The 18,150-nt window shown below is 58.3% G+C and carries 18 protein-coding genes, 1 tRNA gene and 1 riboswitch; of the genes, 10 read left to right on the top strand and 9 right to left on the bottom strand.

From position 1 onward, the window contains the following. Nucleotides 1–6 precede the first annotated feature (6 nt). Nucleotides 7–90 (bottom strand) — tRNA-Leu (locus tag ACWICV_RS14745). Nucleotides 91–373: 283 nt separating this feature from the next. Between ACWICV_RS14745 and ACWICV_RS14740 the strand changes: the two genes are divergently transcribed. Genes ACWICV_RS14740 through pknB form a run of 7 tightly spaced genes read left to right on the top strand, consistent with a single transcriptional unit; the run spans nt 374 to nt 9,632 of the window. Beyond that, nucleotides 374–1,189, top strand: a complete 816-nt coding sequence (locus ACWICV_RS14740; RefSeq protein ID WP_181148929.1) for an FhaA domain-containing protein — start codon at nt 374–376, stop codon at nt 1,187–1,189. After that, nucleotides 1,186–1,665 (top strand): FHA domain-containing protein FhaB/FipA, encoded by a 480-nt coding sequence (locus tag ACWICV_RS14735; RefSeq protein WP_105658670.1) that lies wholly within the window; start codon nt 1,186–1,188, stop codon nt 1,663–1,665. The genes ACWICV_RS14740 and ACWICV_RS14735 overlap by 4 nt, the downstream gene beginning before the upstream one ends. 3 nt (nt 1,666–1,668) lie before the next feature. Beyond that, nucleotides 1,669–3,063 carry a PP2C family protein-serine/threonine phosphatase gene (locus tag ACWICV_RS14730; protein ID WP_402472071.1) on the top strand — a complete coding sequence of 465 codons (1,395 nt, stop codon included), beginning with the start codon at nt 1,669–1,671 and terminating at the stop codon, nt 3,061–3,063. Continuing rightward, nucleotides 3,060–4,457 carry an FtsW/RodA/SpoVE family cell cycle protein gene (locus ACWICV_RS14725; protein ID WP_400289682.1) on the top strand — a complete coding sequence of 466 codons (1,398 nt, stop codon included), beginning with the start codon at nt 3,060–3,062 and terminating at the stop codon, nt 4,455–4,457. Before ACWICV_RS14730 ends, ACWICV_RS14725 begins: the two co-directional genes overlap by 4 nt. Then, nucleotides 4,454–5,914 (top strand): peptidoglycan D,D-transpeptidase FtsI family protein, encoded by a 1,461-nt coding sequence (locus tag ACWICV_RS14720; protein ID WP_400289684.1) that lies wholly within the window; start codon nt 4,454–4,456, stop codon nt 5,912–5,914. Before ACWICV_RS14725 ends, ACWICV_RS14720 begins: the two co-directional genes overlap by 4 nt. After that, nucleotides 5,911–7,716, top strand: coding sequence for a protein kinase domain-containing protein (locus ACWICV_RS14715; RefSeq protein WP_434690004.1), 1,806 nt, complete (start codon nt 5,911–5,913; stop codon nt 7,714–7,716). The genes ACWICV_RS14720 and ACWICV_RS14715 overlap by 4 nt, the downstream gene beginning before the upstream one ends. Then, nucleotides 7,713–9,632, top strand: a complete 1,920-nt coding sequence (gene pknB / locus ACWICV_RS14710; RefSeq protein ID WP_400289687.1) for a Stk1 family PASTA domain-containing Ser/Thr kinase — start codon at nt 7,713–7,715, stop codon at nt 9,630–9,632. The genes ACWICV_RS14715 and pknB overlap by 4 nt, the downstream gene beginning before the upstream one ends. Nucleotides 9,633–9,641: 9 nt before the next feature. Here pknB and ACWICV_RS14705 read toward each other — a convergent pair whose 3' ends face one another. Both ACWICV_RS14705 and ACWICV_RS14700 read right to left on the bottom strand, forming a co-directional pair. Continuing rightward, the gene (locus ACWICV_RS14705; protein WP_400289688.1) at nt 9,642–10,286 is read right to left on the bottom strand and encodes an anthranilate synthase component II; all 645 of its coding nucleotides are present in this window, start codon (nt 10,284–10,286) and stop codon (nt 9,642–9,644) included. 175 nt (nt 10,287–10,461) lie between these two features. Next, on the bottom strand, nt 10,462–11,235 hold the full coding sequence (locus ACWICV_RS14700; protein ID WP_400289689.1) for a class E sortase: 774 nt from the start codon (nt 11,233–11,235) through the stop codon (nt 10,462–10,464). Between the two features lie 221 nt (nt 11,236–11,456). Here ACWICV_RS14700 and ACWICV_RS14695 point away from each other — a divergent pair, with 221 nt between their 5' ends. Further along, on the top strand, nt 11,457–11,714 hold the full coding sequence (locus ACWICV_RS14695; RefSeq protein ID WP_105658678.1) for a cell division protein CrgA: 258 nt from the start codon (nt 11,457–11,459) through the stop codon (nt 11,712–11,714). Between the two features lie 59 nt (nt 11,715–11,773). Here the strand turns inward: ACWICV_RS14695 and ACWICV_RS14690 are convergent, their stop codons facing one another. Continuing rightward, entirely contained in the window at nt 11,774–12,091 is a 318-nt protein-coding gene (locus ACWICV_RS14690; RefSeq protein WP_105658679.1) for a DMT family transporter, read from the bottom strand. Between the two features lie 11 nt (nt 12,092–12,102). After that, a riboswitch (guanidine-III (ykkC-III) riboswitch) is annotated at nt 12,103–12,168 on the bottom strand. Nucleotides 12,169–12,173: 5 nt separating this feature from the next. Beyond that, nucleotides 12,174–13,052 carry an ArgP/LysG family DNA-binding transcriptional regulator gene (locus ACWICV_RS14685; protein WP_133833754.1) on the bottom strand — a complete coding sequence of 293 codons (879 nt, stop codon included), beginning with the start codon at nt 13,050–13,052 and terminating at the stop codon, nt 12,174–12,176. 76 nt (nt 13,053–13,128) lie between these two features. Between ACWICV_RS14685 and ACWICV_RS14680 the strand changes: the two genes are divergently transcribed. Then, complete coding sequence (locus tag ACWICV_RS14680) at nt 13,129–13,746, top strand: LysE/ArgO family amino acid transporter (RefSeq protein ID WP_400289691.1); 618 nt, start codon at nt 13,129–13,131, stop codon at nt 13,744–13,746. 481 nt (nt 13,747–14,227) lie between these two features. Here the strand turns inward: ACWICV_RS14680 and ACWICV_RS14675 are convergent, their stop codons facing one another. After that, a complete protein-coding gene (locus tag ACWICV_RS14675; RefSeq protein WP_332594768.1) occupies nt 14,228–14,947 on the bottom strand; it encodes a rhomboid family intramembrane serine protease in 720 nt (239 codons plus the stop codon). A 237-nt stretch (nt 14,948–15,184) separates the two neighbouring features. Further along, nucleotides 15,185–15,730: a peptidylprolyl isomerase gene (locus ACWICV_RS14670; protein WP_105658683.1), complete on the bottom strand. Its 546-nt coding sequence runs from the start codon at nt 15,728–15,730 to the stop codon at nt 15,185–15,187. 171 nt (nt 15,731–15,901) lie between these two features. Here ACWICV_RS14670 and ACWICV_RS14665 point away from each other — a divergent pair, with 171 nt between their 5' ends. Then, nucleotides 15,902–16,108: a hypothetical protein gene (locus ACWICV_RS14665; protein WP_105658684.1), complete on the top strand. Its 207-nt coding sequence runs from the start codon at nt 15,902–15,904 to the stop codon at nt 16,106–16,108. Between the two features lie 6 nt (nt 16,109–16,114). On the opposite strand, the gene ACWICV_RS14660 is transcribed toward ACWICV_RS14665, so the two are convergent. Continuing rightward, nucleotides 16,115–16,981 carry a DMT family transporter gene (locus ACWICV_RS14660; protein WP_105658702.1) on the bottom strand — a complete coding sequence of 289 codons (867 nt, stop codon included), beginning with the start codon at nt 16,979–16,981 and terminating at the stop codon, nt 16,115–16,117. Nucleotides 16,982–17,110: 129 nt separating this feature from the next. After that, the gene (locus ACWICV_RS14655; RefSeq protein WP_434689995.1) at nt 17,111–18,082 is read right to left on the bottom strand and encodes a bile acid:sodium symporter; all 972 of its coding nucleotides are present in this window, start codon (nt 18,080–18,082) and stop codon (nt 17,111–17,113) included. Between the last annotated feature and the right edge of the window lie 68 nt (nt 18,083–18,150).

Here is an 18,150-nt window from a genome sequence, read left to right as displayed (position 1 = left end):
CATTTGTGCGCGAGGGGGGACTTGAACCCCCACGACCTTGCGATCACTGGCACCTGAAGCCAGCGCGTCTACCAATTCCGCCACTCGCGCATATTCTGTTTTCGTTGCCATCGTTCTTTGCAACAAGAAATAGCTTACACACTCATTTTCCGTTCACCTAATCGAAACCCTGATTTGTGGTTAGGGACACATGGGAAACCTTTTTGGGGCATTTATCGTTGATATTGACGCACTTGAGCCGCTCAAGGATTTTTCGGCATTTGCACAGCTGAAAACAGTAAGATCGAATATGAAGTTCTGTGTTCACAGCTTGGACGGCGTGAATGCAGGCTCCCAATAACCAGCCATGGACCCTAAGGAAGGAGCACGAATAATGGGCTTTCTCGACAATGTCGAACGCGGCTTAGAGAAGGTCGTCACTAGCTTCTTTCGTGGCACCAGCACCGCAGATCTCAAGCCAGTCGAACTGACTACCGCGCTACGCAATGACATGGACCGCGGAATCATGCCAATCAGCGAGGGCCGCAGCCTTGCAGCCAATGACTTCGTTGTCTCGCTGAGCACCAAGGACTACAACACCGCGCAGGGTTGGGGGCGGGGCGTCGTCAACGAAATGGCAAAGGTCACCGCCGAGCATGCGGCAGCCCAGGACTACTCGGTCCACGGCGATATCACGATCCATTTTGTTTCCAAGGACGATTTCAAGCCCGGAGAAATGGAGATTGCCAGCTCGGTCAAGGAGTCCAGCTCGCGCCCAGCAGCCTCGGCTCCGGTAAAAGAGCGAGCAGCAGCGCCCGCAGCACCATCCGCCACCCCGCCGACAACCGCACAGCCACGTCCATCGGTCCGTCCGATTGCAGAGATCCCCAAGAAACCCATGCAGAAGCAGGCAATTCTTGAGGTCGCTGGACAGCGCTACGCCCTGCATCACCACTCCATCGTGCTGGGCCGTTCGGCCAGCACCGATATTCCCGTGGATGATTCCGGCGTTTCCCGCCAGCATGTGCGCGTCGAAACCCGTGGCAAAACCAGTTTCGTCGTCACCGATCTGGGTTCAACCAATGGAACCTACGTGGACGGCAAGAAGATTTCGGAAGAAACCCGTATATTTGACGGTTCGATCATTACTATCGGACAGACAAAAATCGTCTTTCGGCTGATTACCTCGAACAACGGAGGCCGCGCGTGAACGACCTGGTTCTAAGCTTGTTCCGATTGGGCTTTTTGGTCCTCATCTGGCTGCTCGTATTAAGCGTTGTCGGATCGATGCGCCGCGACTTGGCCATCGGATCGCGGGCCCGCACCGGCAAGCCCAGCGCTCGGGAACTGAAGAAGAATCCTGAGCTGGCGGAACCAGAAGTGCCTGCGCGCAAGGCCGCCACGTCATTGGAAGTTGTTGAGGGCCCACTGGCCGGCAGCAGCATTCCCCTCCGCGGCCAACCGATCATGTTCGGGCGAGCTCAGGATGCCACCGTCGTTCTCGATGATGACTACGCTTCAGGACGCCATGCCCGCCTGTTCCCGCAGGGATCGCGCTGGTTCATTGAAGATCTCGGCTCAACCAACGGCACCTTCGTGGGTGACAACCAGCTCTCACGCGCCCAGGCAGTGGAGCCCGGCCAGCGAATCCGCATCGGAAAGACTGTCCTGGAATTGAAGCCCTAGCCTATGGCCCTCAAACTAAAATTTGCTGCGAAATCCGACGTGGGGCGGGTTCGCAAGAAGAATGACGACTCCGCCTACGCCGGTGCGTACCTCGCGGTGCTTGCCGATGGCATGGGCGGACACGTCGGCGGTGACGTGGCGTCAGCCTCCACCGTGCTTGATTTGGTGCATCTGGACCACGATGGCACCGCAGATCCGCAAAATGCCCTGCCGGATGAGATCCAGGCCGCCAATTTGGTGCTGAATGAACTCGTCGGCGCCAACCCGAAGCTTTCGGGGATGGGCACCACCGTCACTTCCCTGCTGCTATCGGGAAGTAACCTGCACATGGCACACATCGGCGACTCCCGCGCCTACCGCTTGAAGCACGGGGTCTTCGAGCAGATCAGCAAGGACCACACATTCGTGCAGCGGCTGGTCGACGAAGGCCGCATCAAGCCGGCCGAGGCCGAGGTCCACCCGCATAAGAACGTGCTCTTGCGCGTGCTGGGCGACTCGGATGCCTCCCCGGAACTCGATGTCGACCAGTTCGAGGCAGAACCCGGCGAACGCTGGATGCTGTGCTCTGACGGACTCACCGACGCGGTGCCGGTTCCGGTAATCGAGCAGATCATCCGCACTACCGCCGACATGGATGAAGCGGTCAATGACCTGGTTGCCATCACCTTGAAGAATGGTGCGCCGGATAACGTCACCGTGGTGATGTTCGAGGTTGTCGAAAACGCTGTCGTCGAGGGCGAAGCGCCTGCCGAACCAGAACCCGCACCGGATACCGGCCAGCTCACCATTGCCGCCGAAGGCGATGTCGAAGCCAGCGCTTCGTTGCTCCGCCATGAGATTTCCCAGCGTCCCCACCTGCTGGTGGGCGCCGCCCAGCTTGCGACGCAAACCGGCCAGATCCCGGTGGTGACCCAGCACACCGGCGAACGCCGTGCAGCTGCCTTGCTGACCCACCGTTCCCCGGCGGCCGGCGAGGTGCTGGATCCACTGGACGCGCCGGTGCAGCAGCGCCGTTGGATGATGCCGATCCTGCTGACCTTGACGGCCTTCTTCGTCATTGCCCTGGGCGTCTGGGGATACATGTGGACCCAGACCCAGTACTTCGTGGGCACTGTCGATGGAAAGGTCGCAATCTACAAGGGCGTTCCCCAGGAGCTTGGACCGATTTCGCTCTCCGAGGTCGATACAGTCAGCAAGGTGCCGCTCGAAGCCCTGCCGGAGTATTCACGCCACCGCGTTGAATCGACCATCTCGGCAGAGAACCAGCAGCATGCCCAGATGATCATCCAGGAACTCCTGGTCACCGCGAAGCAGAACTGCCCGGTCACCGTTCCCGGATCCGCGGATTCCGCCAACCAGCTCGAACTGCCCGCCTACTGCCAGGAGATAATGCAATGACCGAAGTGCAAACCGCACCGGTGCCACGGCGCAATCTCGAGCTGCTGCTGGTGCTGCTGGCCCTCTGTGTGGGCGGTGCCGCGTTCTATCTGGTGGGCAGCTCCACCGAGGATGTCGACAACACCGACTTCTACGTGCAGATGGGCATCCTGGCGGCACTATCCCTGACGGTTCATGTGCTGCTGCGCATCTTCGCTAAATATGCCGATCCGGTAATACTTCCGATTACGATCGCGTTGAACTCCCTCGGCCTAGCTATGATTCACCGCATTGACCTGGCTAAAGGAACGTCCCAGTCGGCGCGCCAGCTGCTCTGGACCGCCATTGCCATAGTCATTGCTTCGGTAGTTCTCTGGGCTATCAAGGACCACCGCCTGCTGCGTCGGTTTACCTATATCGCACTGCTGCTATCGGTCGTATTGCTCTTGCTTCCGCTGGTTCCCGGACTGGGTGTCACGATCAACGGTGCCCGCATTTGGATCCGCATGGGCATGTTCTCGCTGCAGCCAGGCGAACTCGCGAAGATCACCTTGTCGATCTTCTTCGCTGGCTATCTCTCGTCGAACCGCGACTTGATCCTGATGGCTGGCCGCAAGTTCGGACCGCTGCAGCTGCCCCGCCTGCGGGATATGGCTCCGATGGTTATCGCTTGGCTGCTTTCCATCGGCGTGCTCGTGGTGCAGCGCGATCTGGGTTCCGCGATCCTCTTCTTCGGCCTGTTCATCGTGATGATCTATGTGGCAACCGCGCGTATTTCCTGGGTGCTCATTGGCGCCTTGATGGTTGTTGCCGGCGGCATCGTCGCGGGCCTGACCATGGGCCACGTAACCCGCCGCCTGGACGTTTGGCTCAACGCCTTTGACCCTGCGATCTACCAGGCCAAGGGTGGCAGCATGCAGATCGTCGAAGGCTTATTCGGCATGGCTGACGGCGGCTTGTTCGGCACCGGCCTGGGCGCTGGTTCCCCCTACCGTGTTCCGCTGGCCAACTCCGACATGATCATTGCCTCCTTCGGCGAAGAAATTGGCCTGATCGGCGTGGCCGCGATCATCCTGCTCTACATGCTGCTGATCTCCCGCGGCTTGCGGGCCGCCTTGGGCTCGGCCGATACCTTCGGCAAGCTACTAGCTGCAGGCCTGTCCTTCACCCTGGGCCTGCAATGCATCGTTATCATCGGAGGCGTCACCCGGCTGATCCCGCTGACCGGCCTGGCAACGCCATTCATGGCCGCCGGCGGCTCATCGCTGCTGGCGAACTGGATCATCATCGCGTTGCTGCTCCTGATCTCCCACAACTCGCGCCGCCCGAAGACTGGCGGCGTAGGACCAACCGATGAATTTGCAAGTGCCAGCACGACCCTTACCTCCAGCACCAAGGCGGTGACGAAAAAGTGAATCATGCAATCAAGCGCGTTTGGGTTGCGCTAACCGTCCTGTTCGTCATCTGCCTGGGTGGACTGAGCTACATCCAGTTCTTCGACGCCAAGCCGCTCTCCGAGAATGCGCTGAACAAGCGCGAACTCTACCGCGAGTTCGACCTGCCCCGCGGCGCGATCCTGGTCGACGGCAAGCCGATTGCCGAATCCGTTCCGACCGATGATGGACAGTTCGAATTCCAGCGTGTTTACCACGACGCGAAAACCTACGCCCACCTGACTGGCTACTATTCGCTCGCGAATGGCACCACCCAGCTCGAATCGCAGCTGAACGACTGGCTGACCGGCACGAGCTCGGATCTGCTCTTCGACCGCTTGTCGGCCATGTTCACCGGTACCCGTTCCGAAGGCGCCTCGGTTGAGCTGACCATTGACGGGCAGTTGCAGAAGACTGCCTTCGAAGCGATTCCTGACGACTTGAAGGCCACGATCATCGTGACCAATCCGAAGACTGGCGACATCCTGGCGATGGCTTCCAAGCCAAGCTACAACACCAACCAGCTGGCGGTGCACTCGACCTCCCAGGCGGCCCAGAATCTGAAGGACATCAGCAACATCGACGGCTTGAGCCCCTACCGGAACCCGGCCATCAGCAATCCGGTGACCCCAGGTTCCTCGTTCAAGATCCTCAGCACCGTTGCGGCCCTGGAATCGGGCAAGTTCGATATGGAAACCCCCATCGACAATCCGGTGTCGGTGAATTATCCGCATTCGACCGCTAAGATGAACAACTTCAATGAGGGCATCTGCGCGCGGGATACCCGGGCAAGGCTCGAGTTCATCTTTGCCCAGAGCTGCAACACCCCGTTCATGGAAATCAGCCAGACCGTCGGCAAGGATGCCTTCACCGAGGTTGCCGAGCGCTTCGGCTACGGGCAGCAGTTGAGCATCCCGCAGAATGTTGTTCCAAGCGAGTTCCCTTCTGCTGAGGCCAATGAAGCGCAGATGGCGCAGATGGCAATCGGCGAATGGGAAAACAAGGCTACTCCGCTGCAGATGAACATGGCCGCCATGGCCATCGCCAATGACGGCGTGATCATGAAGCCGAATTTGATCGGCAAGGTCATCGCGCCGGATCTTCGAGTTATCGAGGACCCGAAGCCGGAGAAGTTCTCCACGGCCACCACCCCGGAAGTTGCCGAACAGCTCACCGAGCTGATGGAAGGCCCGGTTGTGAGCGGTACGGCCATGAATGCCCGCGTTCCAGGCGTGGATTTCCGAGCCAAGACCGGCACCTCGCAGCGACCGTCAGAGAACGGAGTCCGCATGGTGAACTCCTGGATGACCGGTTTCGCACCGGCCGATGATCCGCAGGTTGCCATCACGGTCAATATTCAAGACGTAGATTACAACACCGGCCACAACACGGCAGGTGCACTTATGAAGACGATGTTAGAGGCGGTGTTCAACAAGTGAGGCCAGTAACCGGCACCACCTTGGGCGGTCGTTACAAGCTGACCGACCGCATTGCGATCGGTGGCATGGGCGAAGTTTGGAAGGCACGAGACCAGGTCCTAGGACGTCTGGTAGCGATCAAGATCCTCAAAGAGGAATACACCGATAATGAGAGCTTCCTGACGCGTTTCCGCGTGGAAGCACGCCACACCGCGCTGCTGAACCACCCTGGCATCGCTGGCGTCTTCGACTACGGCGAGGAACAGGGCTCCGCCTATCTGGTGATGGAACTGGTTCCCGGCCCGCCGCTGTCCACCATTATCGAGCGCGAGCGCAAGCTCGACGTGGACCGTACGCTCTCGCTGATCGCGCAGACCGCCCGCGCGCTGGCAGCAGCCCACGAGCACGGCCTGGTGCACCGCGATGTGAAGCCGGGTAACATCCTGGTGATGCCTTCGGGCGTCGTGAAGATCACCGACTTCGGCATTGCCCGGCTTGCTGACCAGGTTCCGCTGACCGCCACCGGGCAGGTAATGGGAACCGCCCAGTACTTGGCCCCGGAACAGGCCACCGGGCAGATCGCCACCGGCAGCTCTGACATCTACGCTTTGGGCGTGATCGGCTACGAGTGCCTGGCAGGACGCCGCCCGTTCACCGGCGAATCGCAGATCGCCATCGCCTTGGCACAGGTCAACGATGCTCCCCCGGCGCTGCCGGACACCATCCCGGCACCGGTACGCCAGCTGATCATGTCGATGCTGGCCAAGAACCCGTCGGATCGCCCGAAGGACGCAACGGCGCTGGCGAAGGCCGCCGATGCACTGCGCTCCGGTGATACCAATACCGCGACCTTGGCCGTTCCCGGCATGCTAGCCACCGGTATCGCCACCGACGCAACCCAAGTGGTCAACATGGGTAACGACGCCACCCAGGTGGTGCCGCGTGCTGATTCCGCGCCGACAATGACCAATGCGATGCCAACTGTGGTGGAACCTGCCGGCGCTACCAGCGGTTTCTCCGGGTCCAGTGCCGCAGCCGGCGGATTCGATGACGAGGACGTGGATACCCAGGATCCGGCTGGCGAGGCCGGGGCCAAACGCAGCCCTTGGCTGATCCCGCTGATCGTGATCATCGCGCTGGCCGCCGTGATTGCCTTGCTGGCGTGGCTGATCCCTGCCATGAGCAGCGACAAGGACAATCAGCCGACGGCTTCGGTCACGCAGAGCACCGATGCTTCCCAATCCCCTTCTCCGACCGAGGAATCCACCGATCCTTCGGAGGAAACCACCGAAGCATCGGAGACCTCCGAGTCCTCTTCCCCGACCCCGAGTGAAACCGTGACCTACGTAGAGGTTCCGGCCTCGCTGGTGGGCCAGGATATCGACACCGTGACGGCAGAGCTTGAGGGCAAGGGCCTGGTCGTTGACGCGACCCCGCAGGAAACCAACGAGTACGACCCACGCGAAGTCATTTCGCTGAACCCGACCGGCAGCGTCGAAAAGGGCGAAACCATTTCGATTACCTACGCCATGGCTCCTGAAACCGTTGGCGTGCCTTCGGTAACCGGCATGGGCTACGAAGCCGCGCAGAAGCGCATCCAGGACGCTGGGCTGGCCGTGGCCAAGGGCGAGGAACGCCATGACTCTTCGGTCGCTGGCACGGTGCTTGCGCAGGACGTTCCAGCCGGCAGCGAAGTAGAGCCGGGCACCACGGTGACCCTGGATATTTCCATGGGCCCAGAGCCCGAAGCATCCGAGTCCGCTACCCCGTCGGCATCTGAATCCCCAGAAGCTGCAGAGCCGGACCAAAGCGAAGCGCCATGAGTGAAGTCGAAGCCTTGCCCCCCGGCTTGCCACGATTGATCAACGATCGCTACGAGATCGAATCGCTGGTAGGCCGCGGCGGCATGGCGGATGTCTATCTTGCCACCGACCATGTGCTTTCGCGCAAGGTCGCGGTCAAGGTGCTGCGCCCGGATACCGCAAGCAACCCCATGGTGGTCAATCGATTCCGCCGTGAAGCCAAGGCCGTCGCGGGCCTGAGCCATCCGAATATCGTTGCCGTCTACGACACCGGCGAGCTGCCTGCTACCGATCATAGCCGTGAGCGCTTGCCCTTCATGGTCATGGAATACGTGACCGGCCGGACCCTGAAGCAGGTGATCGCTTCGGGCGATGTCGACGCTTCCTTCGCTGTGCACGTCACCCGCGGCGTATGCAATGCCCTGGATCATTCGCACAATAACAATGTCGTCCACCGCGACATCAAGCCGGCCAACGTGATGGTGACCGATGCCGGCCACGTGAAGCTGATGGACTTCGGCATAGCCCGTGCCTTGGACACATCGGCGACAATGACGCAGACCGCCGCTGTGGTGGGAACCGCCCAGTACTTCTCTCCTGAGCAGGCACGCGGCGAACAGGTCGATTTCCGTTCGGATATCTACTCTGTTGGCTGCCTGTTCTACGAGCTGATGACCCAGCGCCCCCCGTTCACCGGTGATTCGCCGGTTTCGGTCGCGTACCAGCACGTTGGCGAGATTCCGTCAGCGCCCAGCGAGGTCAAGCACGACGTTGACCCGATCTTCGACCCGATCGTTTCCAAGGTTCTGTCCAAGGAACGCGATGACCGTTTCCAGAGCGCAGGCGCTTTCGCGGCTGCGTTGGAAGATGCACTGAACGGCATTGAATTCCATGATGACGAACCGGCACCATCAACCTACACTTTGCCGATATACGGCATGCACGGCGAGACTGAAACCGGGTTCATCGCGCAGTCAGCGCCAGGCACCAGCCAGCACCCGGTCTTCGTCGAAGATGAGGCTCCCGAAGCTCCTGCACGGCACAAGTCCAACCGCGGCCTGATCATCCTGCTGACCATCATTGCCCTGATCGCTGTGGGTATCGCCAGTTTCCTGGTGATCCGCTCGATCCAGGCCGAGGCTGAAAAGCGTGCCCCAGTTGCTGTGCCCAAGGTCCTGGAGATGTCCGAAGACGACGCACGTGAATTGCTGCGCGATTCCACCTTCCAGGTGCGTGTAGAGCGGGAATTCAGTGATGAAGTAGAGCAGGGCAAGGCGACCCGAACCGACCCGGCAGAAGGGTCCATGGTTTCCAAGGAATCCACGGTTGCGCTATTCATTTCCGATGGTTCGGAACAGCGCACGATTCCCAAGGATCTAGCGAACCAGTCCGAGACGGCTGCCCGCGATGCCCTGCGTGAAGCTGGCCTCGAAGTGGGTGAAGTCAGCCGGGAGAACTCTGCAACCATTCCAACCGACTGGGTTATTGGCACCAGCCCGGAGCTGGGCTCCAAGGTGAAGGCCGGCAGCGAAGTCGACCTGATCCTTTCTACCGGCATGGTGACCGTTCCGGTCGTTACCGAGATGAGCCGTGAGGAAGCTGAAGAGAAGCTCTCTGCGGACGACATCGGGTTGGAGGTTCAGTTCGATGAGGTGGCAACCGACGACTACCCTGAGGGAACCCTTTTCAAGCAGTCCCCCGAGGCCTCCGAGGACGTGGCTCAGGGAAGCCTGGTGAAGATTTCTGTGGCCAAGGCTCCGCCGGCACCAGAACCAAGTGAAGAACCATCGCCCAGCGAGACCGAATCTCCAGATTCAGAAGAATCCGATGATCCGTCCGACAGTGCTTCGCCTACCAGTGACGCTCCGGCTCCTTCCAATGGGAACGGCCCGCCAGATCGGATTAACCCGCCACGGGAAAACGGGCGCGACCGATAGGCTGCTAGGCTACTCTCCGCTGAAGAGCGGGCTCAGGGTCGTGGCCTTCTTGGCTGCCCCCTGAAGTCCTACGAATTCCAGCCAATTGCCCAGCATCTGGTATCCCTGCTCGGTCAGCACCGACTCTGGGTGGTACTGCAGGCCCCATAGTGGTGCTTCCCGGTGCGCCAGCCCCATGATGACTCCCCCGGCGGTAGCAGCGATGATTTCAAGCTCAGCAGGGATGCTCTCGCGTACGGCTGCCAGGGAGTGGTAGCGCGTTGCGGTGAAGGGGTTGGCTACCTGGTTGAAGACCGGGTGGTTTTCGTGGCTCACCAGCGAGGTCTTGCCGTGCATTAGTTCTTCGGCGTGCGTGACCGTGCCGCCATAAGCTTCAGCGAGCGCCTGATGCCCAAGGCAGACACCGAGCATTGGCTTGCGCTGCTGCCCGCACCACTTGATCAGATCGATGCTGACACCCGCTCCTGCAGGCTCGCCCGGGCCCGGGGAGATCAGTACACCGTCGTATTCCGCAGCCAAATTGGTTGCTTCCCCAACGCTCAAATCGTCGTTGCGGTATACGGTGGTTTCCGCGCCCAGCTCCTGCAGGTAACCCACGAGGGTGTACACAAAGCTGTCGTAGTTATCTATCACGAGGATCCTGGTGCTGCTCACGGGGTGCTCTGGCCAATCGTTGAATCGGTGAATGGGCTGATGTACTGGTTCAGCCATGGGAAAACGTACATCATCAGTAATAGCACGATCGCGGCAATGAGAATCAATGCTTCAAAAATACGAAGCCACAAAGGGCCGGGCAGATTTCTAAATATCCAGGCGTACATCTCTTCTCCTAGCTCGTTGCGTCGATGACCATGTCACGGATTTCCTTCGGCGGACCTGCATCCAGTGGACGCCAATCGGTGAGTTCCGAATACGCGATCATGCGTTGCTGGGTCGAGTACTTCGGATGGCAGGTGGTCATGGTCAAGATGGACTTCGTTGGTTCCACTCCCCACTGGTGCGGGGTAGGCAACAGGACATCGCCATTGGATGGAGCCACAATCTCGGTGGCATACCAGGTGTAGGTGTAATACCCCTGTGCAGTCTGCAGATAGATTTTGTCGCCGTCTTGCAGCTTGTCAATATCCCAGAAGACCTGGCCATGGGTCTGGCGGTGGGCCGCGACGGCGAAGTTGCCCAGCTCCCCCGGTTGCTGCGTGCTCGGGTAATAGCCAATGCCGAGATTATCGATCACGTGGTCTTCCACGCCGTAGGTCACCGGGTGGTGCGATCCGCTAGCGCCAAAGCGCGGGAAATACATGATCCCGAAAGTTTCTCCGGGAGCCACTTCCGTGACCGGAGCCGGACCGTAGTTCTTCTCCTCTTCCTTCTCGTCGCCTTCCGGCACCACGACCTCGCCGAGTTCTTGCACGAGGTTTGCGGTGACTTCCTTCTGGGCCTGGGCCGAATCGATATTCGTCCACCACAGTTCCCACACCACGTAGAGCATCAGCAAGATGCCAAGGGTGATCAGCAGTTCGCCAAAGAATCCGGCAATACGGTTTCCTGCCGACGGTCGTCGGTGCTGCATGCGACGTCCCTGCGCAGTGGCTGATCGGTTCACGGCGGTCTGGCTCCTTAAGGGAAAGAAATGCGCGAAATAGGTCAACTAAGATGGGTCGATACTGGCCAAAACCCAGAGTTCCAGCGGGTAACGGCTAGTATGGAAGCTACGTAGGAATGCACTAAGCAGTTCTCAGCATTCTTGCACCCAAGCCTACCGGGAAGACCTGAAGGTCACCCACATTTACTACATTAAGCAGATGAAGCCGAGGGAGCATTCGAGTGCCGGAGTCAAAGCCACGACGCAAGAAGAATTCACAGCCGCAGGAGACGCGCCAGAGCGCCCATGCCATCGATAAGCCGATGCCAGGCTGGTACAAGCCAGTCATGTTCGGACTGATGCTTCTGGGCCTGCTATGGATCATCGTTTATTATGTTTCGCAGACCCTGTACCCGATTCCGAATATCGGCGGTTGGAACATCGTTGTCGGCTTCGGTATTGCGATGGTCGGCTTTTTCATGACAACGGGCTGGAAATAGCCGTATCGCCGGCCCCTGCTGAGGGGGCCGGCGAAGTTGTTTAATGGCGGCTTTTGATATTAGTGGCTGACGGCTTTCAAGCCGATGATGCAACCAACCAATCCGAGAATGAAGACCATCTTCAGTACGCTGAAGGCTTCCTGCCCGGTGGCCATCGAGTAAATGACGGCAAGCGAGGCTCCGATGCCTACCCAGATGGCATATGCAGTGCCGACGGGAATTTCCTTCATGGCGTAGGCCAGTCCACCCATGGACACAACCAGCGCCGCGAAGAAGACGATGGTCGGAACGAGTTTGGAGAACCCCTCGCTCATGCCAAGAGCGATGGCCCATACCGCTTCGAATAGTCCGGAAACGATCAAAATTACCCAATGCATGCCAGATACTTTCTGGCCGTCTTGTCGCCCTCCGGGTACGGCTCCCTCGTCCGGGTCCAAGCAATGATTGCTGGTGACCACCTCAGGCTAGCAAATGCAGGCCTTGCTGTCTCGCGGCTGTGACCAAAATGCCACCTATCCTCGCGAGGATCTGCGAGTCCACAGCCCAGCGCTGAAAATACAGTGGCACATCGATAAACCATTGCTCGTTGAGTACCTGCAGCCCGCTGGCTTTCTGCAGCTGCGTTTCTGGAACCATCCCCCACCCCATCCCCGCTTCTATGGCCGCAACGAACTGCATGGAATCTGGAACATGGTGGACTTGGCCTTCCGGCCGCGCTTTAGCCCCGGCAACCCGCTGGAGCATCTCATGCTGCAAGGGATCCTCACGATCGAAGACCACCATCGGAGTGCGAATGAGCTCTTCCACGGCCCCAGTTGGTACATGGCGTTGGACCACCGAAGCTTGCGCGGCTGCGCGATAGCGCAGTGCACCCAGTTTGTCACTTATGCAACCCTGGATATTCTCCTCCGCATTGGTGACCACGGCGCTGACGCGACCGGTTCGAAGTAGCTCCAGTCCCCTGTTTTCATCGGTACGCACTATTTCACAGGAGAGGTCTTCGAACTTCGCGAGCTCGTAGAATACCGGACCGAACCAAGTGGAGAGCGAATCCGCGTTGACTCCAATGGCGATCGGGATCGGATTTTCGGAGGCTATCTCTTTGGAGAACTCTGCACTGAGCAGCGTCATCTGTCGCGCATAGCGCAGAACTTTAAGTCCATGCTCGGTAGGCCTAACCGGGCGACTGCGGACGAGCAGGACTGCGCCCAGGCGGTTCTCCAAGGCCTTGATGCGCTGGCTGACGGCCGAAGCGGTCACTCCCAGATCAATCGAGGCATCATCGAAGCTTCCCGCATCAACTACCGCAAGCAGGGTTTCGAGGTGTTCTACATCCATGTTCACATTAGGAACTCTAATCTAGAATCAGAAACTTAAGTTCGACGCAGATCAGCTAATCTCTTACAGTTTCTACATGCTCTCTGGATCCTTGTTCTTCGGCTTTACCACTGGCCTGTCCCTCATCGTCGCCATCGGTGCGCAAAATGCGTTTGTGCTGCGCCAGGGAATCAGGAAAGAGCATGTTTTCATCACCGCTTTGGTGTGCTCATTATCAGATGCGATCCTGATTGCCGCCGGAGCCAGCGGCATGGGAGCGCTTGTCGACCGAGCGCCCTGGATATTGGTGATTGCGCGAATAGGCGGTTTCATCTTCCTGGCAAGCTACGCGATTTTCGCTTTCCGCCGAGCACTGAAGCCCGAGGCGCTGAAAGTCTCAGGGCTCCCCGGTGCAACAACAGCCGTCTCGATCATCGGAACGACGTTGGCCCTCACCTGGCTGAATCCACATGTCTATATCGACACGGTACTGCTTCTTGGTTCAATTGCTACTTCCCAAGCCGCAGGCGCACCCTATTTCGCCACTGGTGCGATCATTGCCAGCGTCACTTGGTTCTTCGCACTTGCCTACGCCGCACGCTTCCTTGCCCCGCTCTTTGCCAACCCCAAGGCGTGGCAGGTACTTGATGTACTTATCGGAATCGTCATGCTCATCTTTGCCAGCATGCTGATCCTGCCAGTTCTCACCAAGTAATCCACAGGCAAACACTCTTATCCACAATGACTGTGAACAACTTTTACAAACAGTTGTTCACAAAGTTATCCACAGCTGGGGAGAACTTGGGTGGAGTTCATGATTTTTCGGATAAAGTACAGGTCGACGGAGATATTGGAAACTGAAATGACATGCTTGTAAGTTATTAACACTGTGGATTCCGGCTGTGGATAAGGCGTGATTCCGCATATTGAACCGTGATTCTCATGATTCGTTTAAACTTTCGAACCCGAAGTTATTAACAGTCGGTGGATTCGTATATGCACTATCTACAGGGGTTGTTAAAAAGTTATCCACAACTGGGGACAAGGTTGTGAGTATTGGGTACTCGAAGGCGAATATCCTTGATATCACGGGGCCTAGGGGCTGTTAATAACCACTAGGCCTCGAGAGTTACACGCTTGTAAGTTATTAACAGTGTGGATAAGCAGTGTGGATAACTGTATTGCCTCTTTTCGAACTATCCCAAGGGCCACTTCACTGCTTCCGTGGAGAGGTAAAGGGCTGCCAGCAACGCAATCGACAAGGCCGTGAGTAAAAGTATCTGGGTACGCGCACGCTGTGGATTACTTCGCGGGATCAGCACAATGCAGCAGGCTGCGAGGATACCCAATATCGCTCCGCCCAGATGCCCCTGCCACGAAATACTGGGAATGACGAAGCCGAGAACGACATTCAGCGCCAGGATAATTCCCATGGAGCGAAGTGCCTGCTTATTGGAACGGAACACTACGAAAGTTGCGAGGAACAAGCCTGCCAGTGCGCCCGAAGCGCCGAGCGTGGCGCTGATCGGGTTGCTCAGCAGGAGAACGCCCAGTGAACCGCCAAAAGCGCTGAGCAGGTATAGCCAGGTGAAGCGCAGCCGTCCCATCCTTGGTTCGAGCATGGTGCCGAAGATGTAGACGCCGTACATGTTCATGGCAAGGTGCAAGAAGGAGCTCGTGGAGTGGGCAAAGGCGCTGGTGATCAGGCGCCATGGCTCATAGGCGGCCAGAGCCGGCGCAAGTACAAGCTGATTGGTGAATCCAGGGATGATCCACTGCAGCAGATACACCAGCACGTTCAGGCCGATGAAAGTGTAGGTGATAACAGGAGCACCGGATCGAGCCCGGCCACCGAATTGGGTCTTCTGCCGCGGCAGGTTCTTATTGGCTTGCGCGACGCAGTCTACGCATTGCACACCTACAGGCGCAGAGACCTGGCACTGCGGGCAGACCGGACGTCCGCACCGGTGGCATGAAACATAGGACACCGTCTGCGGGTGTCGATAGCACGTCGGAGTTGCTTGGCCCTCTGGGAAAACCTGTCCAAAGGACATCAGTACCTGCCTTGAGTTGGGGGAGAAGGATTAAATACTCGAGGCCCCGACAATGCCGCTAGGGAATCGTCGGAGCCTCGGGTTGGTGCGCCTGTGTTGTTACAGGGTCTCGATGTCGACCGAGTTGATAACGACGTCTTCCAGTGGCTTGTCACGGCCATCGGTAGCAACGGCGTTCAGCGCGTCAACGATCTTGCGCGAGTCAGCGTCAAGGACTTCACCGAAGATGGTGTGCTTGCCCTGCAGCCAGGTGGTAGGAACGGTGGTGATGAAGAACTGCGAACCGTTGGTTCCGCGGCCCATGCGGATGCCCGCGTTGGCCATGGCCAGCTTGTAAGGCTCGTTGAAGTTCAGTTCTGGGTGGATCTCATCATCGAACTGGTAGCCTGGGCCGCCGAAGCCCTGGCCCAGTGGGTCGCCACCCTGAATCATGAAATCAGAAATGATGCGGTGGAAGATGGTTCCGCTGTACAGCGGGGTGTTGGTCTTCTTGTCACCGGATTCTGGGTGTACCCACTCCTGCTCACCGGTCGAGAGGCCAACGAAGTTCTTTACGGTCTTTGGCGCGTGGTTGCCGAAGAGATCGACAACGATATCGCCCAAAGTAGTGTGAATCGTGGCTTTATGAGTTGCGTTTGCGGTCATGCCTTCATTCTTCCATGATCTATGCTCGACCCGCCAAATACTGACGTACGCGTTGAGAGAAAATTTGGACCATTCTTAGGTTGCTTGTCCGATACTGCTGGCCACTGGGCATAGAACTGCCTAGTCTTGAACTGTCGGATAGCGTGAATTTTTTCGGATCGGGAGCAATGCATGAGCAAGAAGAGCAAAGCAGGAAAAGTACTAGCCGTTGGCTTGATTGCGGGACTTGTCGCAGTGCTGGTAGCCGTGTGGAAGGCCTCGAAACCAATTGAGGATCCATGGGAAAACGAACCACTTCCTGCACAACCGCACGAGCCTGTTGAATCGCGTGAAGCCAGCGTGGAAGAAATCCGCGAAATCCTCGAAGATGACAAATAAAGCCGTCTAGGCTGCTTTTGGTTGGGCTTGCCCTCGAATCACGAGGGCAAGCCCAACAAGTATCACGGCCAACCCGGCATAGGTAGCGATAGGAACTACCTGCCCCAAGAACATTGCCGCTAGGATTGCCGCGCCAGGAATCTCGAGCAGAATCAGCGTCGAGACCGTGAGCGGACCGAGCACGCTGAGCAAATGATTCATGGCGGTATGGCCAAAGATCTGCGCGCAAAGCGTCAGCAGAATGATCGCCATCCATCCTCGGGCGTCGAAACCCCAAATCGGCGTTCCAGTCAGGAAACAAAGGATTAGCAGCACTGCGGCGGTAATGGCATAGCAGCTCGAGGCATACGTTGTAGTTCCCAAGGTCCTGCGAGCCACGGATCCGGCCAGCGTGTACACAGCGGCCAAGACGCCACCGGCTAGTGCCAAGAGGTCGCCAATGATGGCATCACGTCCCAGCCCCATGTCGAATCCCGTGATGATGATTGCACCAAGCAGCGCAATGCCCATGCCAAGGAAAACCTGCGTTCGATATTTGGTTCCGCGAAGAACCTGGTAAATCGCGATCCAGACACCTTGGATGCACACCAGTGCCGTTCCAGCAGCCACGCTGGTTAGTCGCATCGAATACATGAAGCACACGAAATGCAGTGCGAGAGCTACACCTGCTACCCCGGTGAAGAACCATTCTCGCCCGGTCATCTGCAGATAAGCTTTGGAGTTCTTTCGCAGTGCCGGTGCGCTGAGCGCGGCCGCCGCAGCTCCATTGCGCCAAAAGGCCATGGAGAGAACCGGGACACCAGGGAAGGCGGCAATAATGGGGCCAGATGCCGAAATCCCGAGAATTCCGACCAAGGCAAGCAAGATGGTCACCAACCAAGATTACAGTTTCCCAGCGCATGGGCTTCATTCGAACTTGGAACGTGCCGGATCCGGCGAATACTTGGACAGATCAAGATATTCTTATGATGGAATACTTTTATCTGTGCCCGCACTCTCGAGCTATTTAGCGTCTTTTCTCCGCCAATAAGCTGCGATCAATGCGCCGGACAAGTTATGCCAAACAGAGAATACTGCACCTGGCAGAGCGGCTTCAGGCGAGAAGTATTGCTTCGCTAGCCCACCGGCGAGGCCTGAATTCTGCATGCCGACTTCGATGGCGATTGTTCGCCGGGAAGCTTCGGGAACGCGCAACAGGACACCCATGGCATACCCCAAAGCCAGGCCCAGGGCATTATGCAAAATGACCGCAACCAGGACCAGCAGGCCAGCAGTCAAAATCGTTTGTGCACTGCCCGCGACGATGACCGTCACCACGAAGGTGATGGCTAGTACCGACAGCCATGGCAGCACACCATCGATCTTCGCCACGTACTGGTTGAACAGCATACGCAGGACGATGCCTAGGACCACAGGGATCAGTACGATCTTGATGACGCTGACGGCCATGGATCCAGCATCGACTGGCATGTACTGGCCAGCCAGCCACAAGGCCAGCGCCGGGGTCAGCAGCGGTGCGAGCAAGGTCGACACGGAAGTCATGGCAACGGACAGGGCGACATTGCCTCGAGCCAGGTAGGAAACCACATTCGATGCCGTGCCTCCTGGTGCGCAGCCAACCAGGATCAGGCCGGCGGCCAAGGCAGGTTCAAGCTGCAGCAGCGTGGCGACCAGCCAGCCCATGGATGGCATCAGGATGAACTGCGCTGTGACACCGCCGAGCACCGGCAACGGGTTCTTGAACACCAGGGCGAAGTCTGGCAAGGTCAGCGTCAGCCCCATGCAGAACATGATCACCATCAGCAGGGGATTTATCCATCCGGAAAACCCCACGAACGCTTGGGGAACAAGCATTCCGCACAGTCCGCCCAGCAAAATCAGCACAGGGAAGAGCAATACCGCGATGCGGGAGTCTTTTTCGTTCTTGTTGGCATTTGCCGCCGCGGCGGAAGGGCTGGACTGTTCATAGGGCACCTAGGTATTTTGCCACTAAAGAGTTGCGGCCACAACGAGACAACTGAAGTTAATCCACTGCCCTTGTC

The sequence above is a fragment of the Glutamicibacter sp. NPDC055354 genome (assembly GCF_053644955.1).
The sequence above is the reverse complement of the archived record's forward strand: the minus strand, read 5'-3'. Positions and strand labels throughout refer to the sequence as shown.